The organism is Streptomyces sp. NPDC030296 (assembly GCF_055572815.1).
Window position 1 is genome coordinate 352,813 of record NZ_JBVICQ010000010.1, and the last position, 18,432, is coordinate 371,244.

The 18,432-nt window shown below is 71.0% G+C and carries 20 protein-coding genes and 2 pseudogenes; 8 read left to right on the forward strand and 14 right to left on the reverse strand.

Translation table 11 applies throughout. The annotated features are described in order from the left end of the window. Window positions 1–66 precede the first annotated feature (66 nt). A complete protein-coding gene (locus ACZ4Z3_RS28910; RefSeq protein WP_468503772.1) occupies window positions 67–600 on the forward strand; it encodes a hypothetical protein in 534 nt (177 codons plus the stop codon). A 67-nt stretch (window positions 601–667) separates the two neighbouring features. Here ACZ4Z3_RS28910 and ACZ4Z3_RS28915 read toward each other — a convergent pair whose 3' ends face one another. After that, the gene (locus tag ACZ4Z3_RS28915) at window positions 668–1,072 is read right to left on the reverse strand and encodes a hypothetical protein (RefSeq protein WP_468503773.1); all 405 of its coding nucleotides are present in this window, start codon (window positions 1,070–1,072) and stop codon (window positions 668–670) included. 167 nt (window positions 1,073–1,239) lie between these two features. Here ACZ4Z3_RS28915 and ACZ4Z3_RS28920 point away from each other — a divergent pair, with 167 nt between their 5' ends. Continuing rightward, window positions 1,240–1,605 carry a hypothetical protein gene (locus ACZ4Z3_RS28920; RefSeq protein WP_468503774.1) on the forward strand — a complete coding sequence of 122 codons (366 nt, stop codon included), beginning with the start codon at window positions 1,240–1,242 and terminating at the stop codon, window positions 1,603–1,605. Beyond that, window positions 1,580–2,176 carry a DUF1360 domain-containing protein gene (locus tag ACZ4Z3_RS28925; protein ID WP_468503775.1) on the forward strand — a complete coding sequence of 199 codons (597 nt, stop codon included), beginning with the start codon at window positions 1,580–1,582 and terminating at the stop codon, window positions 2,174–2,176. The genes ACZ4Z3_RS28920 and ACZ4Z3_RS28925 overlap by 26 nt, the downstream gene beginning before the upstream one ends. Before the next feature lie 34 nt (window positions 2,177–2,210). On the opposite strand, the gene ACZ4Z3_RS28930 is transcribed toward ACZ4Z3_RS28925, so the two are convergent. Then, window positions 2,211–3,188, reverse strand: a complete 978-nt coding sequence (locus ACZ4Z3_RS28930) for a helix-turn-helix transcriptional regulator (RefSeq protein WP_468503776.1) — start codon at window positions 3,186–3,188, stop codon at window positions 2,211–2,213. 93 nt (window positions 3,189–3,281) lie between these two features. Here ACZ4Z3_RS28930 and ACZ4Z3_RS28935 point away from each other — a divergent pair, with 93 nt between their 5' ends. Continuing rightward, window positions 3,282–3,647 carry a VOC family protein gene (locus ACZ4Z3_RS28935; RefSeq protein WP_468503777.1) on the forward strand — a complete coding sequence of 122 codons (366 nt, stop codon included), beginning with the start codon at window positions 3,282–3,284 and terminating at the stop codon, window positions 3,645–3,647. A gap of 72 nt (window positions 3,648–3,719) precedes the next feature. Here the strand turns inward: ACZ4Z3_RS28935 and ACZ4Z3_RS28940 are convergent, their stop codons facing one another. The 3 genes and pseudogenes from ACZ4Z3_RS28940 to ACZ4Z3_RS28950 all read right to left on the reverse strand — a co-directional run. Beyond that, window positions 3,720–4,484: a LamG domain-containing protein gene (locus ACZ4Z3_RS28940; protein WP_468503778.1), complete on the reverse strand. Its 765-nt coding sequence runs from the start codon at window positions 4,482–4,484 to the stop codon at window positions 3,720–3,722. Between the two features lie 297 nt (window positions 4,485–4,781). Beyond that, on the reverse strand, window positions 4,782–5,399 hold the full coding sequence (locus ACZ4Z3_RS28945; protein ID WP_468503819.1) for a hypothetical protein: 618 nt from the start codon (window positions 5,397–5,399) through the stop codon (window positions 4,782–4,784). 68 nt (window positions 5,400–5,467) lie between these two features. Next, window positions 5,468–5,668: pseudogene (locus ACZ4Z3_RS28950) on the reverse strand (NADPH:quinone reductase); the annotation flags it as partial. On the opposite strand from ACZ4Z3_RS28950, the gene ACZ4Z3_RS28955 reads away from it, so the two are divergent. Beyond that, a complete protein-coding gene (locus ACZ4Z3_RS28955; RefSeq protein ID WP_468503820.1) occupies window positions 5,603–5,734 on the forward strand; it encodes a hypothetical protein in 132 nt (43 codons plus the stop codon). The pseudogene ACZ4Z3_RS28950 and the gene ACZ4Z3_RS28955 overlap by 66 nt on opposite strands. On the opposite strand, the gene urtE is transcribed toward ACZ4Z3_RS28955, so the two are convergent. From urtE to urtA, 5 genes are all read right to left on the reverse strand, one after another. After that, window positions 5,724–6,416 carry an urea ABC transporter ATP-binding subunit UrtE gene (gene urtE, locus ACZ4Z3_RS28960; RefSeq protein WP_468503779.1) on the reverse strand — a complete coding sequence of 231 codons (693 nt, stop codon included), beginning with the start codon at window positions 6,414–6,416 and terminating at the stop codon, window positions 5,724–5,726. The two genes, ACZ4Z3_RS28955 and urtE, sit on opposite strands and share 11 nt — an antisense overlap. Window positions 6,417–6,421: 5 nt before the next feature. Beyond that, window positions 6,422–7,195 (reverse strand): urea ABC transporter ATP-binding protein UrtD, encoded by a 774-nt coding sequence (urtD, locus tag ACZ4Z3_RS28965; RefSeq protein WP_468503780.1) that lies wholly within the window; start codon window positions 7,193–7,195, stop codon window positions 6,422–6,424. Then, entirely contained in the window at window positions 7,192–8,316 is a 1,125-nt protein-coding gene (gene urtC, locus ACZ4Z3_RS28970) for an urea ABC transporter permease subunit UrtC (RefSeq protein ID WP_468503781.1), read from the reverse strand. The genes urtD and urtC overlap by 4 nt, the downstream gene beginning before the upstream one ends. Next, on the reverse strand, window positions 8,313–9,197 hold the full coding sequence (urtB, locus tag ACZ4Z3_RS28975; protein ID WP_468503782.1) for an urea ABC transporter permease subunit UrtB: 885 nt from the start codon (window positions 9,195–9,197) through the stop codon (window positions 8,313–8,315). Before urtB ends, urtC begins: the two co-directional genes overlap by 4 nt. A 95-nt stretch (window positions 9,198–9,292) precedes the next feature. Further along, a complete protein-coding gene (urtA, locus tag ACZ4Z3_RS28980) occupies window positions 9,293–10,543 on the reverse strand; it encodes an urea ABC transporter substrate-binding protein (RefSeq protein ID WP_468503783.1) in 1,251 nt (416 codons plus the stop codon). A gap of 416 nt (window positions 10,544–10,959) precedes the next feature. Between urtA and ACZ4Z3_RS28985 the strand changes: the two genes are divergently transcribed. Beyond that, window positions 10,960–11,436, forward strand: coding sequence for a MarR family winged helix-turn-helix transcriptional regulator (locus tag ACZ4Z3_RS28985; protein ID WP_468503784.1), 477 nt, complete (start codon window positions 10,960–10,962; stop codon window positions 11,434–11,436). Here ACZ4Z3_RS28985 and ACZ4Z3_RS28990 read toward each other — a convergent pair. Then, complete coding sequence (locus ACZ4Z3_RS28990) at window positions 11,393–12,511, reverse strand: substrate-binding domain-containing protein (protein WP_468503785.1); 1,119 nt, start codon at window positions 12,509–12,511, stop codon at window positions 11,393–11,395. The two genes, ACZ4Z3_RS28985 and ACZ4Z3_RS28990, sit on opposite strands and share 44 nt — an antisense overlap. 372 nt (window positions 12,512–12,883) lie before the next feature. Between ACZ4Z3_RS28990 and ACZ4Z3_RS28995 the strand changes: the two genes are divergently transcribed. Continuing rightward, on the forward strand, window positions 12,884–13,288 hold the full coding sequence (locus ACZ4Z3_RS28995; protein WP_468503786.1) for a type II toxin-antitoxin system PemK/MazF family toxin: 405 nt from the start codon (window positions 12,884–12,886) through the stop codon (window positions 13,286–13,288). Then, window positions 13,197–13,613, forward strand: a pseudogene (locus ACZ4Z3_RS29000) (hypothetical protein); the annotation flags it as partial. The gene ACZ4Z3_RS28995 and the pseudogene ACZ4Z3_RS29000, both read left to right, overlap by 92 nt. 195 nt (window positions 13,614–13,808) lie before the next feature. On the opposite strand, the gene ACZ4Z3_RS29005 reads toward ACZ4Z3_RS29000, so the two are convergent. Genes ACZ4Z3_RS29005 through ACZ4Z3_RS29015 form a run of 3 tightly spaced genes read right to left on the reverse strand, consistent with a single transcriptional unit; the run spans window position 13,809 to window position 18,429 of the window. Then, window positions 13,809–15,563, reverse strand: a complete 1,755-nt coding sequence (locus tag ACZ4Z3_RS29005) for an ABC transporter ATP-binding protein (RefSeq protein WP_468503787.1) — start codon at window positions 15,561–15,563, stop codon at window positions 13,809–13,811. Beyond that, complete coding sequence (locus tag ACZ4Z3_RS29010) at window positions 15,560–17,299, reverse strand: ABC transporter ATP-binding protein/permease (protein ID WP_468503788.1); 1,740 nt, start codon at window positions 17,297–17,299, stop codon at window positions 15,560–15,562. The genes ACZ4Z3_RS29005 and ACZ4Z3_RS29010 overlap by 4 nt, the downstream gene beginning before the upstream one ends. Further along, the gene (locus tag ACZ4Z3_RS29015) at window positions 17,296–18,429 is read right to left on the reverse strand and encodes a nitroreductase family protein (protein ID WP_468503789.1); all 1,134 of its coding nucleotides are present in this window, start codon (window positions 18,427–18,429) and stop codon (window positions 17,296–17,298) included. Before ACZ4Z3_RS29015 ends, ACZ4Z3_RS29010 begins: the two co-directional genes overlap by 4 nt. Window positions 18,430–18,432: the final 3 nt, after the last annotated feature.

Genomic DNA, 18,432 nt, shown 5'->3' on the forward strand with positions numbered 1-18,432 from the left:
CCACCGGGACGCCGCCCGCCGCACGACCAGTGCGTGACGGCGGTCGTACCGGGTACTCGCCAGGGCATGATCAAACGCGCACTGTGGCAGGGACTGCTCGCCGGTACCGCCGGAGGCGTCGTGATGACTCTCGGCGAGAAGATCGAGCAGGGCGTCACCGGCCGGCCCGACTCCCATGTGCCCGCGCGGGTCCTGCAACGGCTGACCGGCCTGCCCGAACGACCCGGCCCCCGGTCGCTGGCGGTCAACTGGGGCATGCACTACGGCCAGGCCGCCCTCCTCGGGGTGCTCCGGTCGGTCATGGCCCAGGCCGGACTGCGCGGACCGGTCGCCTCCGCCAAGTTCGCCGTCGTCCGCCTCACCAACGACCAGATCCTGGAAAACGCGACCGGCGTCGGTGCCCCACCGCAGACCTGGCCCCGCAAGGAACTCGTCGTGGACCTGCTGCACAAGGCCGTTTACGCCTTCGCCACGGGTGCCGTCGCCGACGCCCTGGCCGCTCGCGGCGGCCCGGGTCCAGGGCAGCGCCACGCCGCCGCCCGCCCCGGCCACCACGCCCACGTGGGTCCCCTCCCCCGTAGGCATGCCTACGGGGGATGAATCCGGCAGTCGTCACCGACGGCGCGTCGGACCAGCCGTCCGGGCGGTGATGACGGGAGCCGCTCGTTCACCGTCGGCCGCTCCTGACGTCCCGTGTACTCCGCGCTGGGGAGGAACGCAGCCAGGCCGCGATCCATCCGGTCTGCATCGCGGCGTCGAGGAGGTACGTCGGCCGGATCCGCCCCTTGGGTACGTAGACCAGGTCGACGGCCAGGAGGGTCAGGGCGGTGCCCAGCCCGATGCGGCGGGCGTGGGCCGGGCCCTGCGTGTCCCCGGCCGCCGCGAGCTGGGCGGCGCCGACGGAGGCGAGCAGTCCGCCCGTCGTCATTTGGAGCCACTCGTCGGTCTTGGGGCCGAAGATCCACTCGAAGCTGCGCAGGTGCAGCAGGGGCCACAGTCCGCCCACGATGTTGAAGGCACCGTGCGCCACCGCCAGCGTGTGGGCGGGGCCCCGCACTCCGGTTCTGCTCACGGGACATCCCTCCGTAGGTCCCCTGCCGGGTACCCCTGCCCGGGTGCCCTCACTCCGGGCTGAGTTCGACCGTCGTCGTGACGCGGTCCGGTGGTGAGACGCAGGTCGAGGGGTCATCCGGCCTGGTCGGCCGTTTGCGGTAGGCGCAGATGGGGACCCGGCTGCTCATGACCACGACGCCACGCCCTCGGCTGCGGCAGAACCGGGTCCTGGCGCTGCCGGACCGCCTGGAGCGAGACCCTCGGACCGGTACGGTGATCGACGCGATCAGCCGGGGGGTGCGGGCCCTGCCGCTCGATCGCGGCCGGGACGCGCTGCACGGCGGGTGGCTGGGCCACCCCGCGCATCCACTGATGGTGCAGGTGCCGGTCGGCAGCCGACTGTCCGCGGCCCTGCCCGATCTACGGCCCGTCGCGATACGCCTGCGCCGGGACGACCGAGCCGAGCACGCGGGCACCGACCGGCAGACAGCTCGGGAACCGGGCGCCGCGAAGGAGGATGTGCCTCATGGATTCCCTGGCCACCACGTCTGACAACGGGAATGACGCCACAGATGGCGCCGTAGCCGACAAGGCGGCTGACCACCGCCTCGCACCACGCCTGCGCGAGCTGGCCCGGCGCACCGGACGACGGTACTCCGCAGGGCACGACCGGCCGCTGGGCGGCTATCTCGCGTCCATGACGGGATTCGGAGCGTACACGGCGGCCTGGGCCACGGCGGTACGGCTGCGCGGGCGCCCCCTGCCCGACCGGCCCCAGCCCTGGGACGTGGCCCTGACCTCGGTCGCCACCTTCCGGCTCAGCAGGCTCCTGAGCAAGGCGTCCGTCACCAGTCCGCTCCGCGCGCCCTTCACGCGGTACGTCGGCCCGCAGGGCCCCGCCGAGCTGCACGAGGAGGCGGAGGGCGGCAGGGACACCGTCGGCGAGCTGGTGACCTGCCCGTTCTGCACGGGCGTCTGGGTGGTGTCCACCCTGACCGCCGGCCAGTTGCTGTGGCCGCGTGCCACCCGGACCGCCATGGGCGCGCTCGCGGCACTGGCCGGCGCGGACGCGCTGCACTTGGCGTACGGCGCACTGGTGAGCCGGACCACCGGGGACGACTGACCTTCCGGGCGGCTACGACGGCACCGTCGGCAGTTCAGGGTGACGGCGCATAGTGGTGGGCAAGGGCCGTGGCGAGGTCTCTGAGGTGAGCCCTGACTTCGGTGGGGCCGTGCACGGTGATGGCGCTCCCGAACGGCAGCAGCGCTCGCACGTCCTCCAGACGCAGGAAGCGGATCGTCACCCTGTGGCCGGTGGCGGACCGGGCGGTGGCCGCCGCGTCCTCGTGGTCGTCCCGGACGAGTCGTCGGCCGAAGATCCGTCGCGCTCGCTCGATCTGGGTCTGGTCGATGGTGGCGCTGACGTCTATGGCGTGGTCGTGTTCCCACTGATCAACGAGCGCCGCGGCGACGGTGGCCAGGGTCTGGCTCTCGCGGACCCGTCGTGGCTGGTCGACCTCTTTCCACGCCGTGATCCGTTCGAGTCGGTACATCCGTGGCACTCGGGCACAGTCGGCGACGAGGTACCAGATGCCGGCCTTGGCGAACAGTCCGTAGGGATCCACGACCCGCTCGCGCGCGCGTGATTCGCGTGGGCTGTCGTACTCGATCCGCAGCCGGCGACCCCGCCGCACCGCACCGATCAGCGAAGCCGGAGTCGTGTCGGAGGCTCGTGCCTGACGCCAGGGACGGCTGTCCACGTGCACCACGTCGGTGAGCGGCAGGAGCTCATGCACTCGACGTGGCCGTGCAGCGGCGATCTTGGAGAGCGCGCGCCGGCTTTCGACCGATGCGTCGAGCTCCGCGCGTTGCCTCTCGTCCAGCCCGGTGAGCGACAGATGATCGCGCTCGCCCGGCGTGAGTCGCGTGAGGTCGAACCCGGACCCGGGCAGCACGGTCACGCCTCCGAGGCGGCCCCGGTGCGCGGTCACCGGCAGACCGGCGTCGCGGAGCCAGTTCAGGTCCCGGGTGATGGTGCGAAGGGACACCCCGAGCGCCGAGGCGAGTTCCTGAGTGGTCACGGCATCCCTCGATGTGAGGAGCAGCATCAGGGTGAAGAAGCGATCTGGGGTCACCCACCGAGCTTTTCAAGGAATTGCGACACGATGCGGCGCATATCCCGGTCAGGCTGGTGGATCCGTACCGTCGACCTGTGAGAAGGAACGACCATGACCACGTCCGTGGTGTCCATCGTCTATGTGAACGACGCACCGGCCGCAGCTCGCTTCTACGGCGAACTCCTCGGCATGAGCCCCTCGTTCGAGACGCCGGGATACATCACCTTCGACCTCGGGCCAGGAGCTGACCTCGCCCTGTGGTCCGGCCAGTTCGAGGATCTGTCACCGGATGTCCCGCGGACCGGTGAGGTGTGCCTGGCCATCGACGGTGGACCCGACGAGATCAGCGCGATCTTCGAGCAGTGGAGGTCCAAGGCGGTCACGATCCTGGGCGAGCCTCACGATGCGGGATTCGGGCTGACCTTCCTCGCCGCCGATCCTGACGGGAACCGAATCCGCGTCGCACCGCGGGGCTGAAAGGCCGCGATGCGGCAGGCACGCACGACAGGTGTCGCGCCTGCCGCCAACGGCTGTCCGTCACCTCCGGATTCACGGTCCGCCGCCGTCGGCCACCGCCTCGGCGTCGTCGGACGGTTCCTCCGACAACGCTGCCGTCGGCCGCCTCACCACGAGGCGCTGGACCTCGTACGACATCTCCTTGACATGGGGAGCCGGTCGGGGGTGATAGCGGCCCGCGCACACAGACAGGTTGACGATGAGGTAGGCGTGCCAGGCAGGTCCCACGCCTCGGCGGTCGGCGAACACCTGGCTGCCGTTCACCCACCAGATCACGGACCTCGCGCCGAACTCGACGCGAAGGTCGACCCACGCGCCCGGGCGGATGGCGGAGTCGCGGTAGTAGAGGTTGGCGCCGCGGACGTGGTTGGTCAGCTCCAGGAGGTCGGGGTTGTCGGGGTGGTACTCAAAGACATCAATCTCCTGGTCGCCGTCGCGCCAGGTCCAGATGGCGGGCCAGGCCCCGATTTCGCGCGGCAGTCTGACCCGCGCCTCGAGAACGTCCCCCGCACGGACGGTGAAGCCCTCCTCACTCCCCTCTGTGGTGAGCAGGCCCGTCTTCCACCGGCCGTCCTTGCGGAGCGTGGCGCGGAAGGTGCCCGAGCGGCTGTACGCGGGGTCCGCCGTCAGGTGATCCAGTTTGTTGTCGCCCGGGTTGATCGGTCCGCCGTTCGGATATGCCCACGAACGCCCTGCCACCCATTGACGGGTGGACGCGAAGTCCGCCGTGAAGACCACCCCGAGTCGGGACGAGATCTCCTCAGCCGACGGTGTTCCGTCGCATGCAGGATTCTCCATGCGCGGATGCTGCTCCTTACAGGACTTCGGCATGCAAAGACCGATGAATCCTGAGAAAAGGTAACTCGGACGGGTGAATCCATTGGTCACCCCTTGCGCGAATAACTCGGCAGCAACGGCCGCCGTCGCCCGGTCGCCTCCGCCGCCAGGCCCCGCTCGCCGCGCCGGTGCGTGACCGCCGTCCTACGCTCGGGGCACGCGACGCCGCCCGATGCGTGACGACACCCACGGCGATGCCGCCGGCGTTCTTCACCAGCTGGACGGCGTAGGCGCCGAGTCCGCCGGTGGCACCCCAGATCAGCACGATGTCGCCCAGATGCGCTGCTCGGCACCGAGCATGCCCTCGGCGTGGGTGACGGGTGCCTGGTCGCCCACCTGGACGCAGCTGACGACGACGTGCTCGCCCACCCGCCAGCGCCGTACCCCGGCACCCGTCCGGACGATGATCCCGGCGGGTCCATGGGCGGGCGCGGACCGGCCGAGGGGGGCGACAGCACGGAGAGGACGGCTGCGGGAGGTGGGGGGAGGGGGAGGGGGACGGCGAGGGGCTGGGAAGAGAGGAGGGCGAAGGGCTGGGGAGCGGGGAGGACGGCGACGTCCGGGAGGACGGCCGACCAGGTCGGGCACCGACATGTTCGGCAGCAGGTTGTGGTCGCCCTTGTCGCCCAACAGGTACAGCGAGCTGACGGCGTCGCGGAAGGTCGCGGGGTCGCCGTAGGGTGCCAGGCCCATCACCTTGTACTCGTCGCCGAAGCCGTAGCCGAGCAGCTGGGTGGCGTTGAGGTAGAGCATGCCCGGTGACTTGAAGACCGGGTAGTCGGCCAGCTTCTCCAGCCGTCCCCCGCCCGCCCGGTAGACGGTGCCGGAGTTCTCCTCGCCGCGGCCGTCCAGGACCAGCACCAGCGACTCCGGCATCCCGGCGCGGCGGCCTGTGCCAGTGGGAAGGTCCGGCCGATGAGTGGCCGCAACTCGCCGCGGGGTGCCGCTTCGACAGCCCGCGGCGCCAGCCGCCGCCGGTCCTCGGCGGAACGTCGCACATCCTGGATGCCGCGTAGCCGCACACCCCGCTCCCGTGCGGCCCGCGTATCGACATCGGTGAAGGAACCGCTGGGCGCGCCATGCGCGGAGAACCGCGCGCCCGGCACCGTGAGTTCGAAGGCGGCTGGGCCGACCGCCCCGCCCACGCCGTCGAAGACGACATCGACGCCCCGGCCATCGGTGGCGCCTGCCGCCCGTGCGTCACACGCTGAGCGCTGCTCGTACGGTCTGCTCGGACTCCGCTCCTCCCGATCCCGAGGAGGTGACGCGTCCGGCTTCCAGTACGTAGTACTGCTGCGCGGCGCGCATGGCGAAGCCGACGTGCTGTTCGACGAGGAGGACGGACAGGCCGCCGCGCCGGGTCAGGGCGAGGATCGTCTCCTCGATCTCGGCGACGACGGAGGGCTGGATGCCCTCGGTCGGTTCGTCGAGGAGGAGGAGCCTGGGGCGGGTGATCAGAGCGCGGGCGATGGCGAGTTGCTGACGCTGACCGCCGGAGAGCAGGCCGGCGCGGCGGCCGGACAGCTCGCGCAGGACGGGGAACAGGTCCAGGGCCTCGGCGATGGCCTCGTTGCCGTCCGGGCGGCCGTCGGCGACGAGTTGGAGGTTCTCGGCGGTGGTCAGGTGGGGGAAGGACTGCTGGCCCTGGGGGACGTAGGCCATACCGCGGGCGACCCGCTGGTGCGGAGCGAGGCGGGTGATGTCCTCTCCGTCCAGCAGGATCGTCCCGTTCGTCGGCCTGATCAGGCCCATGGCCGCACGCAGAAGGGTGCTCTTGCCTGCGCCGTTGTGGCCGAGGACGGCCGCGACGCCGTCCTTCGGTACCGCGAGGGTCACTTCGTGCAGCACGGTGGTGCGGTCGTAGCCCGCCCGGACGGTGTTGATCTCCAGCATGGGCGTCACGCCTCCTCGGCGACAGGAACGGCAGCGGGCTCGGGTTCGGAGGCGCGCCCGAGGTAGACCTCCTGGACCTTGGTGTCGGCCTGGACTTCGGTGACGGAGCCTTCGCTGAGCACTCTGCCGGCGTGCAGGACGGTGACGCTGCGGGCGAAGGAGCGCATGAAGTCCATGTCGTGCTCGATGACGACGACCGTGTGGTCCTCGCTCACACGCTGCAGGAGTTCGCCGGTGGCCTCGCGTTCGTCGTGGCTCATGCCGGCGACGGGCTCGTCGAGCATCAGCAGCTTCACATCCTGGACCAGCAGCATGCCGATCTCCAGCCACTGCTTCTGGCCGTGGGCGAGCACGCCCGCCGGGCGGTCCCGCAGCTCGGTCAGGCCGGTGGTCTCCAGTGCCTTCGTCACCGCCTCGGGGACGCCCTTGCGGCGCCGCAGCATCGTCAGCGGACCGCGCCTGGCTCCGGCGGCGATGTCGAGGTTCTGCAGAACGGTCAGCTCTTCGAAGACGGTGGCCGTCTGGAAGGTACGGCCGATCCCGAGGCGGGCGATGCGGTGCACGGGCTTGCCCAGGAGTTCCTCGCCGCCGAAGCGCACGGACCCGGTGGCCTTCACCAGTCCGGTGACCGCGTCAACCAGGGTGGTCTTGCCGGCGCCGTTGGGGCCGATGAGGAAGCGCAGGTCTCCGGGGCGGATGTCCAGGTCCACGCCGTCGACGGCCTTGAACCCGTCGAACGTCACCCGCAGGTCGCGGACGGTCAGTCCCTCGCCGCTCATGCGGTCTCTCCAGTCGTACGGGTAGGGATACGGCGCTTGCGCAGGACGGTCACCAGCGAGGCCAGACCGCCGGGCAGGAAGCCGACGGCCACCACGAACAGCAGGCCCTGGAGGTACGTCCACGCGGCGGGGTAGGCGTCCGAGAGCGTGCTCTGCGTCCAAGCCACCGCGATCGCGCCGAGTACGGCGCCCACCAGGCTGGCCCGGCCGCCGACCGCTGCGCCGATGACGAAGCCGATGGACGGCACGATCCCGATCAGTGCCGGGGAGATGATGCCGACGGCGGGGACGAAGAGCGCGCCGGCCAGGCCCGCCATGCCGGCCGCGATGACGTACGCCACGAGCTTGACGTTGGCGGGGTCGTAGCCGAGGAAGCGCACCCGTTCCTCGGAGTCCCGTACGGCGATGAGGAGTTCGCCGTAGCGGCTGACGAACAGTTGGCGGGCGGCTGCCATGAGCAGGAGCAGCACAGCGGCGACGATGAAGTACACCGTCCGCTGGTTGACGGGGTCGTTCAGGTCGTAGCCGAAGAAGCCCTGGATGTCGGTCAGGCCGTTGGTGCCGCCCGTGGTGGCCTGCTGGCCGACCAGCCAGATCGCGAGGGCCGCGGCGAGTGCCTGGCTGAGGATCGCGAAGTACGCGCCCTTCACCCGGCGGCGGAAGACGAAGAAGCCGAGCAGCGCGGCCACCGCCATCGGCAGCAGTACCGTCATGGCGAGCGCGAACGCCGGGTTGGCGAACGGTTTCCACCACCAGGGCAGGGCGTCACCTGTGCCGTACAGCTGCATGAAGTCGGGCAGGGTCTGGCCGGTGGCGGCGGCGTCGGCGAGCTTGAGGTGCATGGCCATCGCATAGCCACCGAGGCCGAAGAAGACACCCTGGCCGAGGACCATCAGTCCGCCGCGGCCCCAGGCGAGGCTCACGCCTACGGCCACGATGGCGTAACACAGGTACTTGGCCAGGAGGTTGAGCCGGAAGTCGGACAGGACGAGCGGGGCGATGCCGAGGAGGAGGACGGCGCCGAGGAGGAAGGCGCCCGGTACGCGGAAGCGTTCCGGAAGGGACGCCGACGGCTGCGCGACGGACGTCGTCGTCGTGGTCGGGGAGGTCGTTGTCGTCATGCCAGGCTCCGGGTGCGCAGTGTGTACAGGCCCTGGGGTCGCCATTGGAGGAAGGCGACGATCGCCACGAGCACGATGACCTTCGCGACGCTCACAGTGGTCGAGTACTCCAGGACCGACTGCAGCACGCCGAGCGCGAAGGCGGTGATGATGCTGCCCTTGAGCCGGCCGATGCCGCCGACGACCACGACCAGGAAGGCGTCGACGATGTAGTTGGTGCCCATCGTCGGGCCGATCGGGCCGACCAGGGTGAGTGCGACGCCGGCCACACCGGCCAGGCCCGAGCCGATGAAGAACGTCGTACGGTCCACCCGCTCGGTGGCGATGCCCGACACCTCGGCGAGGTCGCGGTTCTGCACGACGGCCCTGATGCGGCGCCCGAGCGGGGTGAGCCGCAGGATCAGCGCGAGGCCGAGGACGCACAGCAGCGCAAGGCCGAGGATGAACAGTCGGTTGTTGGCGAGGGTGGTCCCCGCGACCGAGATGTTGCCGGTCAGCAGGTCCGGGGCGGCGGTCTGCACGTTGGGGGCGCCGAAGATGTCACGGGCGAGTTGCTGGAGCATCAGGGAGACGCCCCAGGTGACCAGCAGGGTGTCCAGCGGCCGGGTGTACAGACGCCGGATGAGCAGCCACTCCAGGAGCGCTCCCATGGCGCCGGCGACGAGGAAGGCCAGTGGCAGAGCGACGAGCAGGGAGAGGCCGGCGCTGCTGATGGACTTCTGCAGCACGTAGGTGGTGTAGGCGCCGGCCATGATGAACTCGCCGTGCGCCATGTTGATCACGCCCATCTGCCCGAAGGTCAGGGTCAGGCCGAGCGCGATGAGCAGCAGGACGGCGCCGATGCTGACGCCGGTGAAGGACTGGTTGAGGATGACCGTCATGAAGCGGCTCCGGGTCCGGGACGAAAGGTGCGGGCTTTCCATGGGCGTGACCCGGCCTCACGACGAGGCCGGGTTCCACCGGTGGAGGACTGGGCTCAGGAGAGGCCGGAGGCCCAGTCGTAGCCCTTCAGATAGGGGTCCGGCTTGACCGGCTTGCCTGAGTTCCAGACCTCCTCGATGAGGCCGTCCGAGCCGACCTTGCCGATGCGGGCCGTCTTGTAGACGTGCTGGGTGGCGCCGTCGACGGTGACCTTGCCCTCGGGGGCGTCGAAGGTGATGCCGTCGGAGGCGGCCTTCACCTTGGCGACGTCGAAGGAGCCGGCCTTCTCGACCATCGCCTTCCACAGGTAGACGGAGATGTAGGCGGCCTCCATCGGGTCGGACGTCGGCTTGTCCTTGCCGTAGGCGGCCTGGTACGCCTTGACGAACTTCTCGTTCGCGGCGCCCGGAGTGGTCTGGTAGTAGTTCCAGGCCGTCAGCTGACCTTCCAGGTACTGGGTGCCGATGCTCTTGACCTCCTCCTCGGCGATGGAGACCGACAGCACCGGCAGGCTCTTCGCGGTGAGCCCGGCGGACTTGTACTCCTTGAAGAAGGCCACGTTGCTGTCGCCGTTGAGGGTGTTGAACACGGCGTCCGCGCCGGCGTCCTTGACCTTGTTGACGATGGTGCTGAACTCCGTTGAGCCCAGCGGCGCGTAGTCCTCGCCGAGCACCTCCATGCCGTTGGCCTTCGCGTACGCCCTGATCTCCTTGTTGGCGGTGCGCGGAAAGACGTAGTCGCTGCCGACCAGATAGATCTTCGTCAGGCCCTGCTTCTTGAGGTAGTCCAGCGCGGGCACGATCTGCTGGTTGGTGGTCGCGCCGATGTAGAAGATGTACGGCGACTGCTCAAGGCCCTCGTACTGCACCGGGTAGAACAGCAGCGACTTGTTCCGCTCGAAGACCGGCTTGACGGCCTTGCGGCTGGCCGAGGTCCAACAGCCGAACGTGGCCACGACCTTGTCGTCCGTGATCAGTGTCTGCGCCTTCTCGGCGAAGGTGGGCCAGTCGGAGGCGCCGTCCTGGCTGATCGGCTTGAGCTTCTTGCCGAGCACACCGCCTGCGGCGTTGATCTCCTTGACCGCGAGCAGCAGCGCGTTGTGGACGGTCACCTCGCTGATGGCCATGGTGCCCGAGAGCGAGTTCAGCAGACCGACCTTGACGGTGTCGCCCGAGGTGTCCGCCTGCGCGCCGGCGGAGGACGTGTCGCTGCCGGTCTTGGCGCCGCACGCGCTGAGGGCGGCCGAGGCGCCGAGAGCGGATACGCCTGCCAGAAGACCGCGCCTGCTGATGTTGAGCCCGGACATGCAAAACCTCCTTGCCCCGAAGGGCGGTGCGAAGCGAGCGGAAGACTCTGGGGAGGAAGGGAAAGAGATGGATCGGACGCGCTTCAGTGGCGGCGGCGTTGGCACGCGACTCCCCCAGCCGTTCCGGGGTGGCCTCCGGGCTGGTCGCTGAAGTGCGTCCACAGCCTGCGGCGGAACTGTTTCACGCGCGTTTCGGCGCAATTGAAGAACAGTTTCCAGCGGAAGTATCAATGTGGGTCAAGAAAGAGAGAAGCCGCCACTGATGACTCACGACCGACGGTATCTCAGGGACCACATTTATTGCTTCCAGCAGAAAGGTTTAGATCTGGGAATGCTCGTCAAGAGTGAGGTGATCGACGGTAGGCTCGTGGCATCCCCGCCGGCGGGGAGGTTGCGGACGCAAGCTGAGGAGTGCAATGGCGAGGCGGCCCCATGAACTGCTCCACCTGCTGACCCGGGCCGAGCGCCTCTCGGTGCGCCGAGTGCAGTCCGTGCTCGACGAGTTCGACTGCTCCATCGAGGCGTGGCGGGTGCTCGACCTGCTCTCCGACAGCGAGGGGCACAACATGACGGCCCTCGCCGACCACGCCTTCCTACCGGCACCCACCCTGACGAAGCTGATCGACCAACTCGTCGACCAGAACCTGGTCTTCCGCCGCATCGACCCCGCCGACCGGCGCCGCGTCCTGGCCCAGCTCACCCCCCGGGGTCGAGAGCGCTGGCAGCGGCTTTCCCGCGCGGTCCGGGCCGACTGGGGCGAGGTGGAGCCTCTGGTCGCGGAGGACGAAGAGGAGCAGCTGAAGATCCTGCTCGATCAGCTGGCCGGGGCGTTGGAGGGCAACGGCTCCGTCACAGCAGCTCGCGCGGAGCGCTCAGTTGGGCGAGCACGTTGAAGTCGAGGCCGTCCGCTTCCGCCAGGTAGATGCGCTGGCGCACGTGCCGTCCCTCCAGGCTCAGCAGGCCGCGCGGCCCTTCGTAGGCGACGTGCTCGGCGGCCGCTCCGATGGCGGACACGTCGAGGGTGCGGGCCCGTTCGATGAGCGCCGCGAGCAGCAGCACGCCTTCGTAGCAGGACTCGCCGAGGCTGCCGGGCACCGGTGCGTCCACGCCGAAGCGAGCGGCGTACCGGCCGTGGAAGTCCATGGTGTTCTGGTCGGCCAGTGAGGCGAAGAACCCGGCCGTGCTGTGGAGGTCGGCGGTTGCCTCGGGACCGCTTGCCAGCAGCATGCTCTCGTCCATGAGCGTGCTCAGCCGCAGGCAGCGCTGGTCGAGGCCGGCGGCACCGAAGGCCCGGTTGAAACGGACCGCGTCGCTGCCCACCAGGAGCATGAGCACGCCGTCGGCGTCCGTCCGTTCGATGCGCCGCAAAACGTCGGTGAAGTCGTCGGTGCCCAGCGGGAGGTATGCCTCACCGCAGACGCGGCCCCGGCATTCGCGGGCGTAGCGGCGGGCGGCCTGGGCGGTGCGCCGGGGCCAGACGTAGTTGTTGCCGACGACGAACCAGCGGCGCACGCCCCGCGCCTCCGCGAGCAGCCGCATGGCGGGCAGCAGTTGCCAGGCTGGGGTCTCGCTGGTCATGAAGACGCCCTCGGTGCTCTCGCCGCCTTCGTACAAGGCCGTGTAGACGTACGGCACCCGGTGCGCGATCCGCGGAGCCACGGCCTGCCGCACCGAGGAGATGTGCCAGCCGCTGACGCCCTGCACCGCGCCCGTGGTCACCAGGGCCTCGACCTCGTCCGCCACCCGTTGGGGGTCCGCGCCGCCGTCGACCTCGAGCAGCCGCAGCTCCTTGCCGAGCACGCCGCCCGCCTTGTTGATCTCCTCGGCGGCCAGCCGTCCGCATGCCTCGCAGGTGGGCCCGAAGATCCCGGCAGGCCCCTGCATCGGGTACACGAACGCCACATTCAGGGTGGACTCGTCGGCCGTGAACCACTCGGGGGCGTGGAGGCGGAGCGACGGCGGGTGCATGGGCCCATCTTTGCCGCACCGCCCTCAGCGCCCAAGCGGTGGCCCGGATCGAGACCGATTCGTAGAAATAGGGCGCGACTCGCTGCCTCGGCAGCCGGATCAGGTCTGCGCGGGTCCTCGTAGAGGGCGGAGTCCAGCATCGCCGCACCCCACGCCGGGGTTGAACCCGCGCGACCCGGCCCGCTATCCGGGACATCAGGACCTCGAACGCCTCCTGCCAGCGGGCAGGGTCTACGCTGTGACTCCCGGCCACCGCATGATCTTCAGTCTTCGCACACCGATGATCAACGGTGGCCGCGCCCGTCTTCACCGCCCCTCGGTCACGATGTGCGAAGACGGGGTCGCGCCCGCCGTCTCGTGCCAGGAGGACACATGCGACGTGGTGAAGTCTGGTGGGTCGACTTCGATGAGCGACGCCCGGTCGTGCTGCTCTCGGACGAGGAGTCATCCGGGTTTCAGGCGATGCAGGTCGTTGCGCCGGCGGGCGTCGACATCAGCGGCCTGGGCGTTGAAGTGGCCGTAGGGGCCGAGGAAGGACTGCCCTTCGAAGGCGTGCTGCGGTTGGCGTTCCCGCGTCCAGGCTTCGCTCCGTGCACATGGCTGACCACCGTGGCCCGGGACGACCTGATCGAGCGGGCGGGCGTGTTGTCCTCCGTGAAGCTCAGCGAGGTTGGAGAAGCCCTCCGTGCCGCTGGGCAGAGGAGGGAGTGGACCCCGATGGCAGCTGCCAGGATCAGCGAGATCAAAGATGCCCGCCGTCTCGGAGGACTCGGGTAGCGGACGCCTGCGCTGCCAGCTCGATCTCGCGCGGCGCCGGGGCATCCGCGCGGTCATTCCGCAACCGTCCGACCAGATCGACCACCGCCTACGGCGAGGCCGCCACGGCGGACGCCCGCCCAGCTTCGACACCCAGGTCTACAAGCAGCGCGACACCGTCGAGCGGTGCGCCAACCGCCTCAAGCAGTGGCGCGGCCTGCGCACACGAACCGACATGCTCGCCATCGCATACCAGGCCGCACTCCACCTCGCTGCCATCCTCATCTGGAGCCGACGCCGACCAAAGAGACAGAACCTCGTAGAGGACTTCAGGCTTGGACACTCTTTCGTAAGCGGCTGGCTACACCTGGTCACGCTGCAAGCGGCGAGCGGGATTCGCAGGCGGGCCGGGGTCGCGGCGAGCGCGATGTCGCCGTCCCCCGGGGCGAGGTCGGGGACCACCACGCCCCGGGCGGTCGGCACGGCCAACCGGTCGAGCACTGGTACTACCCCTTCGCGCACGCCACGCACTGGTCCGGGTTCAGGATGGGGTGACGGCGAGGACACGGCCCAGTGCGCTGTCGGGCCGGGTGGTGAGTTCCTCCCAGGTGCCTTCCTCCGTGATGCGGCCGGCTTCGAGGACGGCGATGCGGTCGGCGCGGCGGATGGTGGCGGGGCGGTGGGCGATGACGATCGTTGTGCGGCTCTCTCTGCCGAGCACGCTGGCGAGTTGGGCGTCGCCGGTGTTGTCGAGGTGGGCGGTGGTCTCGTCGAGGACGAGGACTCGGGGCTGCGCGAGCAGCGCGCGGGCGAGGGCGATCCGGGCGCGCTGGCCGCCGGAGAGGGTGGAGCCGCGCTCGCCGACGAGGGTGTCCATGGTGGCGATGCGGTCGACGCCGCACAGCCGAGCGGTTTCGGCGAGGAGGTAGTCGTCCGCCTCTGGTGCGGCGAGCCGCAGGTTGTCGGCGAGGGTGCCGTGGAAGAGGGGGGTGTCCTGGCCCACCACGGCAACGGCGCGCCGGAGTTCGGCATCGCTCAGGTCGCGTACGTCGACGGGCTCGCCGCCGCGGGGTATCAGGTGGACGGTGCCCTTGGACGGGTCCCAGAAGCGGGCCAGCAGGTGGGCGCAGGTCGACTTGCCGGCCCCCGAGACACCGACCAGGGCGAGGGTCTGCCCTGCGCGGACTGTCAGTTCGACCCCGTTCAGCACGGGTTGACCGCCGTAGTCGAAGCTCACCTGGTGCAGCCGGACGCCCAGCGGACCGGAGGGAAGCGGGCGGGGTGAGGCGGGCGGCGGGGCGAGAGCGGGGGCCTGCACGGCCGCGTCGACACGGGCGGCAGCGGCGCGCAGTCCCACTGCCTGGCTCAGTGCCCTGGCCGACTCGGCGACGGGGCCCAGCACCGACAGGGCCAGCGCCATCGCCGCCGGGGCCCACGCGCCGTGCAGCCGCCCGGAGGTCACGGACTGTGCCGCGGCGGCCACCACACCGAGGACCGCGAGCACGATGAGGAGGTCGCGGACCGCGGCGGCCATGGCCTCCCACGTGGCCTCGGCCTTCTGGGCCTCCCCCACCTGCCGGCCCTGTTCGGCGAGTCGGCGGCGCCGCTCGCTCAGCCCGCCGAAGGCGAGCAGCTCACGCAGCCCGTCGACGGTCTCCACGGTGTCGGCCGACAGCTTCGCGGCGGCCGCCCGGGTGCGGGCTCCGCGTGCCGCACGTCCGCGCATGTCGGCGAAGGGCGCCGCGGCGAGCAGCGCGGCGACCGGCAGCACCGCCGCCAGCAGCCATGGCTCCACCGTGGCCAGAACAGCGGCACCGCCAGTGAACACCGCCCCCGAGGCGAGGAGTTGGGCCGTGGTGTGGGCGTAGAAGAACTCCAGTGCCTCCACGTCGGCCATGGCGGTGGCGGCAAGGTCCCCGCTGCGCCGGCCGGCGACGCGGGCGGGCGCACTGCGGGCGAGCCCGTCGAAGACCCGCACGCGCAGTTCCGCCAGCACCCGGTAGGCCAGGTCGTGGCTGAGGTCCATCTCGCGCCAGGTCGTCAGGGCGCGTACGAGCACGAGGACGATGAGCGCAGTGACCGTACCGGCCGAGGGGGCGCGGTCCTCGATGACGGCGGTTCCGACGGTGTGAGCGGCCAGCGTCAGCAACGTGACGAGTGAGCCCTGTTCGACGAGTGCGGCACCGCACGTGCGGGCCATCATGACCCGGTGCCCGGCGAGCACGGGGAGCAGGGCGCGCAGTGAACCGCGTGCGGGGATGTCGGCGCTACCGCGATCGGTGGTGGTGCTGCTCATGCGGCGAGCCCTTCCTCGTGAGCGTGGCCCGCCGTGACGAGCTTGGCGTAGACGCCCCCGGCTTCGACGAGGGTGGTGTGCTCGCCGACGGCGTCCACGCGTCCGCCGTCCAGCACCACGATGCGGTCGGCGTGCCGGACGGCGGCGAGCCGGTGGGCTACCACCAGGACGGTCCGGCCACCTGCGGCGTCGAGCAGCTCGCGGATGATGTCCGCCTCACGGCGTTCGTCGACCGCGCTGGTGGCCTCGTCGAGGACGAGTACCGGAGCGTCGGCCAGGAGGGCGCGCGCGAGGGCGAGCCGCTGGCGCTGGCCGCCGGACAGGGTGGCGCCCCGTTCCCCGAGGACGGTGGCGTAGCCGTCCGGGAGGGCGGTGATCTCCTCGTGGATGCCGGCGGTTCGTGTCGCGCGTGTCAGCTCGTCGTCCGTGGCGTCCGGCCGGGCCAGGCGCAGGTTGTCGGCGATGGTGGCGTGGAAGAGGTACGTCTCCTGGGAGACGACGGCGATGCCCTGCCGCAGTGAGTCGAGCGCGTACGCGGTCACGTCGTGGCCGTCGAGGGTGATCCGGCCGCCCTGCGGGTCGCGGTGGCGCAGGAGCAGGCTGAGGAGCGTGGACTTGCCGGCGCCGGACGGGCCGACGATCGCGGTCGTGCATCCCGCCTCGGCGGTGAAGGTGACGCCGCGGAGCGCGGGCGTCTCGGCGCCGTCATAGGTGAAATCGAGGTTCTCGAAGCGCAGTTCGGGCGGACCCGACCAGTGCGCAGGAGCCGATCCTGTGTCGGGGACGGCGGGTTCGGCGGTGCGCAGCGCCGCGAGCCCGTCGGCTGCCGACACGCCCAGGTAGCCGGCATGCCATTCGCGGGACAGGTCGCGGACCGGACGGAAGCACTCGGAGGCCAGGAGCAGCACCAGGTAGGTGCCGGTCGCCGTCGTGGATCCGGTGACGGCCGCCCAACAGGCCAGCAGCCCGGCGGCCGCGGTGCCGCCCTGGATGGCCAGGTCGGTGAGGCCGGTGTCGACGAGGGACACGCGCAACTTGGCGACGGTGGCCCGGTGCAGCGCCGCCGACCGCTTCTCCAGCCGCTCCCGGGTGCGACCGACGGCGCCTGCGGCTCGCAGGGCGGGCATGCCCTGCAGTGCTTCGAGGTAGTCGGCGCCCAGTTCTTCGTAAGTGTCCCAGTGTTCCTTGCCGCGCTGGGCCAGGAGCCGGTCCCAGGCGCGCGGTCCGAAGAGGGCGAGCAGGAGGGCGGGTACGAGGCCGAGGAGGGCGGCCGGTTCGATGACCGCCAAGGCACCGAGCAGCAGGGGCGGCACGGTGAGGGTGATCAGGAGCTGGGGCAGGTAGCGGGAGACGTAGGCGTCGACGCCCTCCACGCCGTCGACGAGAGTGGTGCGGACGGCCCCGGCGCGGGCGGTGGTCAGGTGCGCGGGGCCCAGCTGTCCGAGGCGGGTGAGGAGTTCGTCCCGCAGAGCGACCCTGACTCCGGCCCCGGCTCGGGTGGCGGTGCGCCGTTGCCAGTTGCCGAGCCCGGCACGTGCGGCGACGACGCCGAGCACCGCGCCGAGGAGCAGCGGCAGCCGGTCCGTTGCGCCGCGGGCCAGGTCGGCGAGGGCCACTGCCAGCAGTACGGCCTGCGCCAGGTGGGTGAGGGTGACGGCCGCCTGCAGGAGGGTGGCCGCGAGCAGGGGTCGCCTTGCGTGCCGTGCGGCGTGGCGCAGCTCGGGGTGGACGATCACGAGGTCTTCTCCTCGTCGGGGTGGGTGGTGCCGAGGGCCAGACCATGGACGATCCAGTCCCGGCCCGGTGGGGCGCCGAGGGCGGCGCCCAGGTCCGCCTGCTGCCAGGAGCCGACGGGGCGGGCGGTCAGCCCACGCCGTACGGCGGTCAGGTGGGCGAGGTGGACGGCGAAGCCGGCCCGTAGGTGCGTTCGGCGGATCAGCGCTGCGGCGGCGTCTGCCGGACAGCCGTAGGCGAGGAGGACTGCGCCCGCGTCGGCGATCCACGCCTGGCCCGCGGCCCAGGCGGCGAGCGTCGGCCGTGCCTCCCCGGCCGCGAGCCGCCGCAGTGTTCCGTCGGGGGCCGGCTCGACCAGTTCGGGCTGCGGTTCGCCGACGGCCACGCACCAGGCGAGGTCACCGGCGCTCGCCTGAACGGCAGTGGTGAGCACCGCGCGCAGGACGTCCCGCGACGGGGTGCCTGTGAGCGGTGGTGCGGCGCTGCGGCGGGCCAGCAGCTCTCCGGGGGCGGATGCCTCCATGGGCGGGCTCGCCCCATCAGGCCGAGAAACCCGGCCTGCCCTCCGAGGCGGGGTGACGTGCAGTGCGGCCAGAGGGCCTTCGCTCAGCCCGTCCAAGCGGAGTGCGGGCTCTGCCATGTCCAGCGCACGGGCCGCGAGCCACAACGCCCCGGCGACGTGCCCGGTGTCCAGCAGCATCAGCGGCCAGGCGCGGTGGCCGTAGTGGGAGACCGTGCGCCGTGGGGTGACGGAAAGTTCGACGGTCACCCCGGGTGGCGTGCCGCCGGTTGCGGGACCGAGGCGGTGAACGCGGTGGCGCAGCGGGTCGTAGCCGTAATGCCCGGGTGGCAGCAGGCAGCCGGCGCCAACGACGAGCTCGGCGTCCACCGGGTGCAGCCCGCCGGCGGAGGGGGCGGGCCGCAGCCGCCCGGAGCCGTCCCAGGCCGCGAGGGAGAGGCGGAGCAGCAGGTCCAGGTCCAGCTGCCCGGGGGCGGCCTGCGGCAGGGCGAGCGGCGGTCCCGGCCAAGGGCGGACGACGGGACCGGCGGGCGTGTCCGGGCCCGGCGGCTCGGGCGAACGGGCGCGGGCGAGGGCGGTGACGAGGTCCACGCTCTCATGAAGGAGGTCCACAGG